We start from the raw sequence: 12,391 nt of genomic DNA, 5'->3' as shown, positions 1-12,391 counted from the left end.
CGGGAACATGGCGCAACGTGACGTACGTTGATAGGGCAAGACCGGTGTAGCGGGCGGGTCCCTCCGTGCGCTCTGCCGGTGTACCTTCAGACTCCGGGAGGGTGACCACGTGTCCCCTTCGGGTAGTCAGAAGTCGCGGTGCCGGATGCCGCGGCCCCGGGCGTGCCCGGGGTTCCAGGCCATGGTCAGGAAGGGACGGGCCCGCAAGGGGTTCCGCATCGGATGGATCTCAAGCGATTTACACGTGGGCCACTGCTGTGGATCCTGGGCATCGTCGTGCTGCTCCTCCTCGTCACTCAGCTCTGGAGTGGCGGTGGAAATTACAAGTCGGCCGACACGTCCTTGGTTCTGCAGCAGATTCGCGCCGGAAACGTCAGCAACGCCAAGATTGTCGACAAGGACAACCGGATCGAGGTGAAGCTCGTCAACCCGGTCGCGGTTGAGCCGGGCGGCACTCCGACCAACCTCATCCAGTCCGACTGGGTCACCGGCTACGGCAGCAAGCTGACCGACGAGCTGCAGGCTCAGGTCGACGCCGGCAAGACCAAGAGCTTCACCACCGAGGTGCCGCAGGAGAACATCCTGCTGAGCCTGCTGGTGAGCTTCCTGCCGATCGTCATCATCGTGCTGATCTTCCTGTTCATCATGAACCAGATGCAGGGCGGCGGCTCGCGGGTGATGAACTTCGGCAAGTCGAAGGCGAAGCTCATCACGAAGGACACCCCCAAGACCACGTTCGCCGACGTCGCGGGTGCCGACGAGGCCATTGAGGAGCTCCAGGAGATCAAGGAGTTCCTGCAGGCCCCGGCCAAGTTCCAGGCGATCGGCGCCAAGATCCCCAAGGGCGTGCTGCTGTACGGCCCGCCCGGCACCGGTAAGACGCTGCTGGCCCGCGCGGTCGCCGGCGAGGCCGGGGTGCCGTTCTACTCGATCTCGGGCTCCGACTTCGTCGAGATGTTCGTCGGTGTCGGCGCCTCCCGTGTGCGCGACCTGTTCGAGCAGGCCAAGGCCAACGCCCCCGCGATCATCTTCATCGACGAGATCGACGCCGTCGGCCGCCACCGCGGCGCCGGCCTGGGCGGCGGTCACGACGAGCGCGAGCAGACCCTCAACCAGCTGCTCGTCGAGATGGACGGCTTCGACGTCAAGGGCGGCGTGATCCTCATCGCCGCGACCAACCGGCCCGACATCCTCGACCCGGCGCTGCTGCGTCCCGGCCGCTTCGACCGGCAGGTCACGGTCGACCGCCCCGACCTCGAGGGCCGCAAGGGCATCCTCAAGGTCCACGGCCGCGGCAAGCCGTTCGCTCCCGACGTCGACCTCGACGTCATCGCGCGCCGCACCCCCGGGTTCACCGGCGCCGACCTGGCCAACGTGATCAACGAGGCGGCCCTGCTCACCGCGCGGGCCGACCAGAAGCTCATCACGATGGACGTCCTCGAGGAGTCGATCGACCGCGTCATGGCAGGGCCCGAGCGCAAGACGCGGGTCATGTCCGACAAGGAAAAGAAGATGATCGCCTACCACGAGGGCGGTCACGCACTGGTGGCGCACGCGCTGCCCAACTCCGACCCGGTTCACAAGATCACGATCCTGTCCCGCGGCCGCGCGCTCGGTTACACGATGACGCTGCCGATGGAGGACAAGTTCCTGGCCACCAGGTCCGAGATGATGGACCAGCTCGCGATGCTGCTCGGCGGCCGCGCGGCGGAGGAACTCGTCTTCCACGAGCCCACCACCGGCGCCTCCAACGACATCGAGAAGGCCACGGCCGTCGCCCGCCGCATGGTGACCGAGTACGGCATGAGCGAGCAGCTCGGCGCCCGTAAGTTCGGCACCGGCCAGGCGGAGGTGTTCCTGGGCCGCGAGATGGGCCACGAGCGCGACTACTCCGAGAAGATCGCCTCCACGATCGACGAGGAGGTCCGCCGGATGATCGAGACGGCGCACGACCAGGCGTGGGACATCCTGGTCCAATACCGCGACGTGCTCGACAACCTGGTGCTGGAGCTCATGGAGAAGGAGACGCTCTCCCGCGAGCAGGTGCTGCAGATCTTCGCCCCCGTGGTGGTCAAGGAGCACCGCCCGTCCTACGCGGGCTACGGCAAGCGGCTGCCGTCCGACCGGCCGCCGATCCTGACCCCGAAGGAGCAGTCGGCCAACGGCTCGCTCACCTCGGGCCACCAGGACGCCCTGCCCTCCGGGGAAAGTACGTGACGCAGCACGACGTCGACCTCGGGCGGATCGAGAAGGCCGTACGCGAGATCCTCTACGCCATCGGCGAGGATCCCGACCGCGACGGCCTGGTCGAGACGCCCGCCAGGGTCGCCCGCGCGATGGCCGAGCAGTATTCCGGGCTCGGCCAGACGCCGGAAGAGGTGCTCAACAAGGTCTTCGACGTCGATCACGACGAGATGGTGCTCGTGCGTGACATCGAGGTCTACTCGACCTGCGAGCACCACCTGGTCCCGTTCCACGGCCTGGCCCACGTGGGCTACATCCCCAACGCGAAGGGCCAGGTCACGGGGCTGTCGAAGCTGGCCAGGCTGGTCGACGTGTTCGCCCGCCGGCCGCAGGTGCAGGAGCGGATGACCTCGCAGATCGCCGACGCGCTCATGCGGGTGCTGGAGCCGCGCGGGGTGATCGTGGTGGTGGAGTGCGAGCACCTGTGCATGACGATGCGCGGCGTACGCAAGCCGGGCGCCAAGACCGTCACGTCGGCCGTGCGGGGCGACTTCCGTACGAGCGACAAGACCCGGTCCGAGGCCATGGCGCTCATCCTGGGGCGCTGATCAGGTCGCGAGCGGCGAACGGGGTACCCACGATGTCAGCAGGTGTGGGGAAGCGCCTAGGCTTGGCCCATGACTAGCGTGCCCATCAACGTGCCGGGAGGTGCGGATCGGTGCCTCGTCATGGGTGTGGTCAACGTGACGCCCGACTCGTTCTCTGACGGCGGCAAGTGGTTCGGCGCCGACGCCGCCGTCCAGCACGGCCTCGACCTGGTGAATCAGGGGGCCGACATCGTCGACGTGGGCGGCGAGTCCACCCGCCCTGGCGCGGCCCGGGTGCCGCTGGACGAAGAGCTGGCCAGGGTCGTCCCGGTGATCAGGGCGCTGGCCGCCGACGGCGTGGTGGTCAGCGTCGACACGATGCGGGCCGAGGTGGCGCGGGCGGCGGTCGAGGCGGGCGCGCGGCTCGTCAACGACGTCAGCGGCGGCCTGGCCGACCCGGAGATGCCGCGCGTGGTGGCCGACACCGGCGTCTCCTACGTGGTGATGCACTGGCGGGGGCACAGCCACGACATGGAGTCCCGCGCCGTCTACACCGACGTGGTGACGGAGGTGCGCGAAGAGCTGAGCAAGCGGGTCGATCTGGTGATGGCGGAGGGCGTCACGGAGGAGCAGATCGTGCTCGACCCGGGCCTGGGCTTCGCCAAGAACGCCGAACACAACTGGGCGGTGCTGGCCGGCATCCCGCAACTCGCGGAGCTCGGCTTCCCGCTGCTCATCGGGGCTTCACGTAAACGGTTCCTGGGGCGCCTGCTGGCCGAACCCGACGGCACGCCCCGGCCGTTCAGTCGCAGCGACGACGCCACGCTGGCCGTGACCGCACTGGCCGCGCACGCCGGAGCCTGGTGCGTACGCGTGCACGAAGTAGGTCCCAATGCCGATGCCGTGCGCGTGGCCGCCGCATGGAAGAGAGCCGGAGCAGGCACATGAGCGTCGACACCGCCGCCATCGAGACGGTCAACCAGGAGTTCTACACCGCCATCGAGAGCGGCGACCTGGACAAGATGACCGAGATCTGGGCCGAGGACACCACCGACGACCAGGTGAGTTGCGTACACCCGGGCTGGACCCTGCTGTCGGGCCGCTCCGAGGTGCTGCGGTCGTGGGCCCTGATCATGGCCAACACCACCTACATCCAGTTCGTGCTGACCGACGTCAACACGACGGTGCTGGGTGACGTGGCCGTGCTGACCTGTGTGGAGAACATCCTGACCGCGGGGGAGGAGGGTGAGGCCAGCTTCGCCGCGGGCAAGGTGGTGGCCAGCAACGTCTACATCCGCACCGCGCAGGGCTGGCGGTTGTGGATGCACCACGGGTCGCCGGTGCTGCAGGCCGACGACGACGAGGAGGAGGAAGGCGAGCTTGAGCGCTGACCGCATCACCCTCAAGGGCCTGCGCGCCCGGGGCCGGCACGGCGTGCTCGCTGCCGAGCGTGAGCTCGGGCAGGAGTTCGTGGTGGACGCGACGCTGTTCCTCGACACCGCGCCGGCGGCGGCCGGCGACGACCTCACCAAGACGGTCCACTACGGGGAGCTGGCGCAGGCGCTGGCCGCGGTGGTGGAGGGCGAGCCGGTCGAGCTGATCGAGACGCTCGCGCAGCGGCTCGCCGACGTGTGCCTGGCCAACGAGCTGGTGCACAAGGCCGAGGTGAGCGTGCACAAACCGGCGGCGCCGATCCCGGTGCCGTTCGACGACGTGATCGTGACCATCGAGCGGAGCCGCGGATGAAGGTGGTCCTCTCTCTCGGCAGCAACCTGGGACGCAGGTTCACGACCTTGCAGGACGCGCTGGACACCCTGTTCGACGCGCCTGGCCTGGAGTTCGTCAAGGCGTCCCCGGTCTATGAGACCGACCCGGTGGGCGGTCCGGGCGGGCAGCGGCCCTACCTCAACGCGATCGTCATCGCGGAGACCACGCTGGAGCCGCAGACGCTGCTGGAGCGGGCGCTGGGCGTGGAGAACGCGTTCGGTCGTGAGCGCCTCGAACGCTGGGGCCCGCGCACTCTCGACATCGACCTGATCGTGGTGGGCGACGTCGTCTCCGACGACCCCGAGCTGACGCTGCCGCATCCCCGGGCGCACGAGCGGGCGTTCGTGCTGGTGCCGTGGGCCGACTGCGACCCCGAGGGGGTGCTGCCCGGCAAGGGCGCGGTGGCGGGGCTGCTCGAAGGGCTCGACCGGCGAGGCGTACGCCTGCGCGAGGATCTCAAGCTGCAGAGGCCCGATTGAAGCCCACGTCCCCCGGCCCCCTCGTCGGCATCCTGGTCGTCGTCGCCCTCGCCACCTGGGCGGCGATCATGATGAGCGACTACGGCAGGCTGCCGCTGCTGCCGTGGACCGCCATCCCCACCCTGCTCCTGCTGGCGCTCGGCGAGGGCTACAGCGGCTGGGCCACCAAGGCCAGGCTCGCCCGCAAGCCGGGCACCAAGCCGGTCGAGCCGCTCGCGGTGGCCAGGCTGGCGGCGCTGGGCAAGGCGTCGGCGTACGCGGGCGCGGTGTTCGGCGGCGTCTTCGCCGGCTTCGCGCTCCACACGGTGCAGCTCCTCGACAGGGAGACGCCGCGCGGCGAGTTCTTCATCTCGACCGGCTCGTTCGTCTCCTGCGTGCTGCTCGTCTGCGCGGCCCTCTACTTGGAGCACTGCTGCCGGGTGCCGAAGAAGCCGGAGGACGAGGAGCGCCGCTAGCGCTCGTCGGGCAGGCCCTCCACGGCCCGCTGCTCGGCGGCGGCGAGGCGGTCGTGCCACATCTCCCGCTGCAGCAGGCGCAGTGCGCGACGCAGCACGTCGCTGGGCCGTTCACCTTCCCGCAACGCGGTACGGATGATCCGTTCGTCTTCGGCGTTGGCCCGGAAGGCGATCTCAGCCATGCGTCGAGCTTATGGATCCGCCGACACCCTTGTCCTGCGTTTGCCGGACGGAAGCCCGGCGCCGGCCGAAGAGGTAGATGACCGGAGTGGTGCAGATCAGCGGCCCGATGATGGCGATCGGGCGTTCGAGCCACCATTTCAGGTCGGGCGGGATCTGGTCGCCGAGCGTGCCGAAGAGCCACCACGACAGGCCCAGCGAGATGGCCATGCCGGTGGTGTGGAAGAGGAACAGCGGTAGCGAGTACCGGTTGATGAAGTCGTTGAGCCGCCGCCAGCGCGGCCGCTCCAGCACCTGCTCCATGGCCGGGCGCAGCACCTCGACGAGCCCGATCTGGAACAGCAGCAGCGCGACGATGACGAACGTGGGCGGTGCCATGTTCGACCACTTGTCGCCCGGCACGCCGACCATCGAGCCGGGGTAGATGCCCGAGTACACCAGCCCGAACAGGGCGAACAGCCCGGTCCACAGCAGGGCGGCGTCGTAGCGGCGCGGCAGCTCCACGACCCGGTCGTAGAAGAAGCCGGCCTGGTGGGCGAGGCCCCAGACGACGATCATGTTGAGCCAGCCGGCCCACTCGATGCCGTAGCGGAAGCGCAGCACGTCCACGACGAGCGCCGTGCCGCCGAGCCAGATCAGCGCGAGCACGTCGTAGCGGCGGTGCACCCACAGCGCGACCGGCAGCAGCGCGATGAGCACGAGGTAGACGCCGAGGAACCACAGCGGGCTGAGCACCAGCAGCACCACCCGCCACATCCAGTCCACCCCGAACGTGTACGTCACCACCGCCCCGATGACGACCCACACCCCGGACAGGAACAGCGCGGGTAAGGCGAGCGCGCGGATGCGCCGCAGCACGAACGCCCCGATGCCGGTCCCGCGCCCCTTGGCCCGCCGCCACGACAGCAGGTGCACGTGCCCGCCGACGTAGAAGAACAGCGGCAGCACCTGCAGCAGCCAGGTGAGAATCCATAACCCTGAGGTGAAGCCGAGCGGGCTGGTCGGCTCGGGGCCGTGCGGCTTCCATTCGAGGATGGTGAACGCCCAGTGCCAGACCACCACGACGATCAGGCTGAGCGCCCGCAGCCAGTCGACGTATTTGTCCCGTTGTTGCCCGCTCACTTGTCGATGTCACCCACGACGAAGAACATCGAGCCGAGGATGGCCACCATGTCGGCCACCAGGTGCCCGGGCAGGATCTCCCGCAGCACCTGGATGTTGCTGTACGACGCCGAGCGCAGCTTGAGCCGCCACGGCGTCTTGTCGCCCTTGGAGACCAGGTAGTAGCCGTTGATGCCGAGCGGGTTCTCGGTCCACGCGTACGTGTGCCCCTCCGGCACCTTCAGCACCTTGGGCAGCCGCTGGTTGATCGGCCCAGGCGGCAGCGAGCGCAGCCGCTCGACGCAGACCTCGGCCAGGTCGAGCGAGACCTTGAGCTGGTCGAGCAGCACCTCGAAGCGCGCGTGGCAGTCGCCCGCGCTCCGCGTGACGACCTTCACCGGCAGCTCCCCATAGGCCAGGTACGGATCGTCGCGCCGCAGGTCGATGTCCACCCCGGAGGCACGGGCGATGGGGCCGCTGACGCCGTACTGCAGGATCTGCTCCCGGGTCAGCACCCCCACCCCCTTGGTGCGGGCGATGAAGATCTCGTTGTGCAGGATGAGGTTCTCGATGTCGGGCACCCGGCGGCGGGTCTCCGCGACGGCCGCCGACACCCGGTCGAGCCAGCCCAGCGGCAGGTCCTCCTTGAGCCCGCCGACCCGGTTGAACATGTAGTGCATGCGCCCGCCGGAGATCTCCTCCATGACGGCCTGGATGCGCTCGCGCTCGTTGAAGGAGTAGAACAGCGGCGTCATCGCGCCCAGCTCAAGCGGGTAGGAGCCGAGGAACATCAGATGGTTGAGCACCCGGTTGAGCTCGGCGAGCAGCGTGCGGGCCCAGACGGCGCGCACCGGCGGTTCCATGCCCAGCATGCGCTCGGCGGCGATGACCACGCCAAGCTCGTTCGCGAACCCCGACAGCCAGTCGTGCCGGTTGGCGAGCATGATGATCTGACGGTAGTCGCGCACCTCGAACAGCTTCTCCGCGCCCCGGTGCATGTAGCCGATGATCGGCTCGGCGGTGGCGATGCGCTCGCCGTCGAGCGTCAGCCGCAGCCGCAGCACGCCGTGGGTGGAGGGGTGTTGCGGCCCGATGTTGAGGATCATGTCCTCGGTGGCCAGCTCTTTCGCGCCCGCGCCGATTCCGACCACACGTTCCGTCATACGGCCATGCTGCCACCGTCGTCGCTGGTGATCCAGCTAGGGGGTTGGTCAAGAGATGGCATGCGATGACATCCCATAGCCGGACAGGGGGAGGAATAGCTGGAACGGGGGGAGATAGGACCATGAAGAGAGTTCTCTTCGACATCGCGGCCCTGATCGCGCGCGTCATCACCGGCGTGATTTTCGTCGCGCACGGCTGGCAGAAGTGGCAGGGCGGGCACTCCGCGATCGCGAGCGGATTCGGCGAGATGGGCATCCCGATGCCCGAGCTGGCCGCCGGGTACGCCATGGTCGTCGAGCTCATCGGCGGGGTGCTGCTGATCATCGGGCTGGCGGTCCGCCCTGTGGCGCTGCTGCTGCTGCTCAACATGCTGGGCGCGATCATCTTCGCGCACTGGGACAAGGGCATCATGGTGCAGGAAGGCGGCTGGGAGCTCGCGGCGGCGCTCGGCGCGCTCTGTCTGCTGTTCCTGGCACTGGGCGGCGGGCGCATCGGGATCGACGGCATCCTGTCGTCGATGTTCCGGCGGCGGCACGACCGCCGGGCCGCCGAGGAGGACCTGGTGTCGTACCGGCCGAACAGGACGGACACCACCACGGGCTCTTACGGCACCACGGACACCGGCTCCTACGGCGGGCCCACCACGCCCGCCCGGTCCACCACCGAGGAGCCGCCCGACGTCCCCAGGCAGCCGGGCGCGCCCCAGCAGGAGCCGCGGCAGAGCCGGCTCAACGACGAGGACATGCGGGAGATCGACTCCCTGGTCGCCGACGAGCCGCCCCAGCACCGTAAGCCACCGAACCGCTGAGCCCGGCGGACGGGCCGCCCGGAAAGGCCGCCCGGAAAGGCCGCCCGGAAAGGCCGCCCGGAAAGGCCGCTCGGTGAGGCCGCTGGGCGTCAGCGTGCGACCAGGTCGCGCAGGGCCGACACCAGCCGGTCCACGTGTTCCTGCGTCGTGCCGATGCCGATCGAGGCCCGCACGGCGGACGCGGTGCCGTCCTCGCAGCCGCCGTCGGAGGCGCCCAGCAGATGACGGACGAACGGGTGCGCGCAGAACTTCCCGTCGCGCACCCCGATGCCGTACTCGCCGGACAGCACCTCGGCCACCTCCCGCGCCGAGTACCCGGCCACGGTGAACGACACGATGCCGACCCGGGGGTGGTCGGGACCCCACAGGGACAGCTCGCGTACCCCGTCGATGGAGGCCAGCCCGGCACGCAGCCGCGCGATCAGCCGCTCCTCCTCGCGCACCAGCTCGGTCCAGCCGGTCGCGGTCAGCGCGTCGCAGGCCGCGGCCAGCGCGATGGCGCCCAGCACGTTGGGGGTGCCCGCCTCGTGGCGCGGCTCGGGGTCGTCGTGCCACTCGACGTTCGCGGCGCTCTCGCCGACCGAGCGGACGGCGCCGCCGCCCTTGAGGTACGGCTCGCCCGCGGCCAGCCAGTCCCGCCGCCCGACCAGCGCGCCCGCGCCGAACGGCGCGTACAGCTTGTGGCCGGAGAAGGCCACGTAGTCGAGGTCGAGCGCGGTCAGGTTGAGCTGCCGATGCGGTACGAGCTGCGCCGCGTCCACCAGGATCCGCGCGCCGTGCCGGTGCGCGATGTGGGCCAGGGCGGCGATGGGCCACAGCTCGCCGGTGACGTTGGAGGCGGCGGTGACGACGAGCAGCTTGGGCCCTTCGATGGCGGCGAGCGTCTCGTCGGCGGCGCGCACGGCCTCGCCGGGGAAAGCGGGCGGGGCCAGCCGGACCGCGTTCGGCCAGGGCAGCAGGGAGGCGTGGTGCTCGGTGTCGAAGACGACCGTGGTGGTGCCTTCGGGCAGGCAGCCGGCCAGCAGGTTCGTGGCGTCGGTGGTGTTGCGGGTGAAGATCACCGCGTCGTCGGGGCGGGCGCCGACGAAGGCGCGTACGGTGTGGCGGGCCTGCTCGTACCTGGCGGTGGTGAGCTGGGAGGCGTAGCCGGCGCCGCGGTGGACGCTGGAGTAGGCCGGGAGCGCGGCGGTGACGGCGGCGCTGACCGGCTCGAGACAGGGGGCGCTGGCGGCGTAGTCGAGGTTGGCGTAGCCGACCAGGCGGCCGCCCTTGACCGGCACTTCGAGGTCGGCGCCCAGGACGGCGGGGATCGGCCGGGCCTGCGTGGCGGGCGCCGGGGTCTCCTCGGCGGCGCGGGCGTTGCTGAAGATCGTCAGAGTGGACACGGCGAACCTCCTCGGGGTCATCGGACCCCTGGAAGCAGCCGAGGAGCCCGCGCTTGCCCGCCACACCTCGTGACGGACCAGGTCTTCACCCGGGGCACCCCGCCGCGGACGCGAGGGTTGCCGGCCAGCTAGCCGGGGCTTGACGCTGGCACTCATGACCTACGAGGGGAACTATAACCGACACCCGGGCGGAAATCGCAAGCCGTGAACTTCTGCGGCCTCCGGCTCGTTGCTACCGGAAACCCGCCTGCCCTCGAGTCATGGAGGTACCCGATGCTCGACTGGGTGGCCGATCCGCAGATCTGGATCGGCTTTTTAACCCTGGTCGCCCTGGAGATCGTGCTGGGGATCGACAACATCATCTTCATCTCCATCCTCGCCGGGAAGCTGCCACCCGAGCAGCGCGACCGGGCCCGCGTGCTCGGCCTGGGCGCGGCACTCGTCAGCCGGCTGCTCCTGCTGCTGGGGCTGTCGTGGGTGGTGCAGCTCACCGAGCCGTTGTTCGAGGTCCTCGGTCATGAGATTTCGGGACGTGACCTGATCCTGCTGTTCGGCGGCCTGTTCCTGCTGGGCAAGAGCGTCACCGAGATCCACCACAACATGGAGGCGCCTCACGACAAGGACGGCAAGAAGCCCGCGGCCGTCTCCTTCACCTCCGTGATCCTGCAGATCATGGTGCTGGACATCGTGTTCTCGCTCGACTCGGTGATCACCGCGGTCGGCATGGTGGACGAGCTCGGCGTCATGATCGCGGCGGTCGTGGTGGCCGTGGTCGTGATGCTGTTCGCGTCCGGGCCGATCAGCCGGTTCGTGGACAGCCACCCCACGATCAAGATGCTGGCGCTGGCGTTCCTGGTGCTCATCGGCGTGATGCTCGTGGCCGAGGGTCTCGACCAGCACATCCCCAAGGGCTACATCTACTTCGCGATGGCGTTCTCCGTCGTGGTCGAGCTGCTCAACATCCGGGTGCGGAGCAGGAACGCGAAGAGGGAGGCGTCCGCTTCTAAGATGAAATAGTGGGCTTTGATCCTTGGAATCCGGAATTCGTGGCGTACCCGTACCGCGTCTACGAGGAGCTGCGGCGCGAGGCGCCCGTCAGCTACTTCGAGCCGACGGGCCAATGGCTGATCTCCCGGCACGCCGACGTCAACGCGCTGCTCAGGGATCGCCGCCTGGGCCGCTCGTACCTGCACGTGGCAGGCCACGAGGAGTTCGGCAGGCCGGCTGAGCCGGAGTTCCAGGAGCCGTTCTGGCGCGTGATCAGGGCGGGCATGCTCGACGTGGAGCCGCCGGTGCACACGCGGTTGCGCCGGCTGGTCTCCAAGGCGTTCACGCCGCGCATGGTCGAGTCGCTGCGGCCCCGCGTCAGGGCCATGGCGGGCGAGCTCGTGGATGCGTACGTGGAGAAGGGCGGCGGCGACCTCATCGCCGAGGTCGCCGAGCCGCTGCCGGTCACCGTCATCGCGGAGATGCTCGGCATCCCCGACGGTGACCGCCACCTGCTGCGCCCCTGGTCGGCCGACATCTGCGGCATGTACGAGCTCAACCCCACCCTGGAGGCCCAGCACACCGCCGTGCGCGCGGCCACGGAGTTCTCCGACTACCTCAAGGCCCTGGCCGCCGACCGGCGCGCCAACCCCGGCGACGACCTCGTCAGCGCGCTCACCCAGATCGGCGAGCTGACCGAGGACGAGCTGGTCGGCACCTGCGTGCTGCTGCTCAACGCCGGTCACGAGGCCACCGTGAACGTGACGGGCAACGGCTGGTGGTCGTTGTTCCGCAACCCGGCCGAGCTGGCCAGGCTGCGCGCCGACCGCTCGCTGCTGCCCACCGCGGTCGAGGAGCTGATGCGGTGGGACACGCCGCTGCAGATGTTCGAGCGGTGGGTGCTTGAGGACATCGAGGTGCACGGCGTACGCATCCCGCGCGGCTCGGAGGTGGCCCTGCTGTTCGGCTCGGCCAACAGGGACCCCGAGGTGTTCGCCGACCCTGACCGGCTCGACGTGGGCCGCGCCGACAATCCGCACATCTCGTTCGGCGCCGGCATCCACTTCTGCCTGGGCGCGCCGCTGGCCAGGATCGAGCTGGCGGAGTCGTTCGGCGCCCTGCTCGACCGCACGTCGAAGCTGGAGCTGCGGGAAGAGCCCGAATGGAAGCCGGGCTACGTCATCCGCGGCCTCCACGCGCTGAACCTGACGGCCACCCCCGCATGAAGGCGTGAACGATCACCGTCGCCGCCTGAAGCGGCGGACGCTCCCGGCCGGGCTTCGCCGGGGCGTGG

Annotated in this window: 14 protein-coding genes and 1 riboswitch; of the genes, 10 read left to right on the top strand and 4 right to left on the bottom strand. The window is 69.5% G+C overall.

Annotation, left to right across the window (positions count from 1 at the left end):
- Positions 1-222: 222 nt before the first annotated feature.
- The 7 genes from ftsH (at position 223) to AB0K28_RS10495 (ending at position 5,472) form a co-directional block, all read left to right on the top strand.
- On the top strand, positions 223-2,217 hold the full coding sequence (gene ftsH / locus AB0K28_RS10525; protein WP_355412651.1) for an ATP-dependent zinc metalloprotease FtsH: 1,995 nt from the start codon (positions 223-225) through the stop codon (positions 2,215-2,217).
- Positions 2,214-2,792 carry a GTP cyclohydrolase I FolE gene (folE, locus tag AB0K28_RS10520; protein ID WP_345392395.1) on the top strand — a complete coding sequence of 193 codons (579 nt, stop codon included), beginning with the start codon at positions 2,214-2,216 and terminating at the stop codon, positions 2,790-2,792. Before ftsH ends, folE begins: the two co-directional genes overlap by 4 nt.
- A gap of 120 nt (positions 2,793-2,912) precedes the next feature.
- Positions 2,913-3,719 (top strand): dihydropteroate synthase, encoded by an 807-nt coding sequence (gene folP, locus AB0K28_RS10515; RefSeq protein WP_364368023.1) that lies wholly within the window; start codon positions 2,913-2,915, stop codon positions 3,717-3,719.
- Positions 3,716-4,162, top strand: coding sequence for a nuclear transport factor 2 family protein (locus tag AB0K28_RS10510; protein WP_345392392.1), 447 nt, complete (start codon positions 3,716-3,718; stop codon positions 4,160-4,162). The genes folP and AB0K28_RS10510 overlap by 4 nt, the downstream gene beginning before the upstream one ends.
- A complete protein-coding gene (gene folB / locus AB0K28_RS10505) occupies positions 4,152-4,517 on the top strand; it encodes a dihydroneopterin aldolase (protein WP_345392389.1) in 366 nt (121 codons plus the stop codon). The genes AB0K28_RS10510 and folB overlap by 11 nt, the downstream gene beginning before the upstream one ends.
- Positions 4,514-5,017, top strand: a complete 504-nt coding sequence (gene folK, locus AB0K28_RS10500) for a 2-amino-4-hydroxy-6-hydroxymethyldihydropteridine diphosphokinase (RefSeq protein ID WP_345392386.1) — start codon at positions 4,514-4,516, stop codon at positions 5,015-5,017. Before folB ends, folK begins: the two co-directional genes overlap by 4 nt.
- A complete protein-coding gene (locus AB0K28_RS10495; protein WP_364367656.1) occupies positions 5,014-5,472 on the top strand; it encodes a DUF3180 domain-containing protein in 459 nt (152 codons plus the stop codon). The genes folK and AB0K28_RS10495 overlap by 4 nt, the downstream gene beginning before the upstream one ends.
- Here AB0K28_RS10495 and AB0K28_RS10490 read toward each other — a convergent pair.
- The 3 genes from AB0K28_RS10490 to AB0K28_RS10480 are packed head-to-tail and all read right to left on the bottom strand — an operon-like array spanning position 5,469 to position 7,916.
- Entirely contained in the window at positions 5,469-5,654 is a 186-nt protein-coding gene (locus AB0K28_RS10490; protein ID WP_364367653.1) for a hypothetical protein, read from the bottom strand. The genes AB0K28_RS10495 and AB0K28_RS10490 overlap by 4 nt on opposite strands.
- Positions 5,647-6,774 (bottom strand): acyltransferase, encoded by a 1,128-nt coding sequence (locus AB0K28_RS10485; RefSeq protein ID WP_345392380.1) that lies wholly within the window; start codon positions 6,772-6,774, stop codon positions 5,647-5,649. Before AB0K28_RS10485 ends, AB0K28_RS10490 begins: the two co-directional genes overlap by 8 nt.
- Complete coding sequence (locus tag AB0K28_RS10480) at positions 6,771-7,916, bottom strand: NADH-quinone oxidoreductase subunit D (RefSeq protein WP_364367650.1); 1,146 nt, start codon at positions 7,914-7,916, stop codon at positions 6,771-6,773. Before AB0K28_RS10480 ends, AB0K28_RS10485 begins: the two co-directional genes overlap by 4 nt.
- Before the next feature lie 122 nt (positions 7,917-8,038).
- Here AB0K28_RS10480 and AB0K28_RS10475 point away from each other — a divergent pair, with 122 nt between their 5' ends.
- A complete protein-coding gene (locus tag AB0K28_RS10475) occupies positions 8,039-8,725 on the top strand; it encodes a DoxX family protein (protein ID WP_345392374.1) in 687 nt (228 codons plus the stop codon).
- 89 nt (positions 8,726-8,814) lie between these two features.
- On the opposite strand, the gene AB0K28_RS10470 is transcribed toward AB0K28_RS10475, so the two are convergent.
- Entirely contained in the window at positions 8,815-10,110 is a 1,296-nt protein-coding gene (locus AB0K28_RS10470) for an aminotransferase class V-fold PLP-dependent enzyme (protein ID WP_364367647.1), read from the bottom strand.
- A gap of 44 nt (positions 10,111-10,154) precedes the next feature.
- A riboswitch (SAM riboswitch) is annotated at positions 10,155-10,270 on the bottom strand.
- A 113-nt stretch (positions 10,271-10,383) separates the two neighbouring features.
- Between AB0K28_RS10470 and AB0K28_RS10465 the strand changes: the two genes are divergently transcribed.
- Positions 10,384-11,127 (top strand): TerC family protein, encoded by a 744-nt coding sequence (locus AB0K28_RS10465; protein ID WP_364367644.1) that lies wholly within the window; start codon positions 10,384-10,386, stop codon positions 11,125-11,127.
- Positions 11,127-12,323, top strand: a complete 1,197-nt coding sequence (locus AB0K28_RS10460) for a cytochrome P450 (RefSeq protein ID WP_364367641.1) — start codon at positions 11,127-11,129, stop codon at positions 12,321-12,323. Before AB0K28_RS10465 ends, AB0K28_RS10460 begins: the two co-directional genes overlap by 1 nt.
- Positions 12,324-12,391: the final 68 nt, after the last annotated feature.

It is taken from the genome of Nonomuraea sp. NPDC049504, from assembly GCF_040676845.1.
In the GTDB taxonomy this organism is placed as follows: Bacteria; Actinomycetota; Actinomycetes; order Streptosporangiales; family Streptosporangiaceae; genus Nonomuraea; species Nonomuraea salmonea.
The sequence above is the reverse complement of the archived record's forward strand: the minus strand, read 5'-3'. Positions and strand labels throughout refer to the sequence as shown.

What these genes read in the sequence shown, in the direction of transcription:
- ftsH (WP_355412651.1), top strand. Translation starts at nt 223, where the DNA reads ATGGATCTCAAGCGATTTACACGTGGGCCACTGCTGTGGATCCTGGGC.
- folP (WP_364368023.1), top strand. Translation starts at nt 2,913, where the DNA reads ATGGGTGTGGTCAACGTGACGCCCGACTCGTTCTCTGACGGCGGCAAG.
- AB0K28_RS10510 (WP_345392392.1), top strand. Translation starts at nt 3,716, where the DNA reads ATGAGCGTCGACACCGCCGCCATCGAGACGGTCAACCAGGAGTTCTAC.
- folK (WP_345392386.1), top strand. Translation starts at nt 4,514, where the DNA reads ATGAAGGTGGTCCTCTCTCTCGGCAGCAACCTGGGACGCAGGTTCACG.
- AB0K28_RS10490 (WP_364367653.1), bottom strand. Translation starts at nt 5,654, where the DNA reads ATGGCTGAGATCGCCTTCCGGGCCAACGCCGAAGACGAACGGATCATC.
- AB0K28_RS10480 (WP_364367650.1), bottom strand. Translation starts at nt 7,916, where the DNA reads ATGACGGAACGTGTGGTCGGAATCGGCGCGGGCGCGAAAGAGCTGGCC.
- AB0K28_RS10475 (WP_345392374.1), top strand. Translation starts at nt 8,039, where the DNA reads ATGAAGAGAGTTCTCTTCGACATCGCGGCCCTGATCGCGCGCGTCATC.
- AB0K28_RS10465 (WP_364367644.1), top strand. Translation starts at nt 10,384, where the DNA reads ATGCTCGACTGGGTGGCCGATCCGCAGATCTGGATCGGCTTTTTAACC.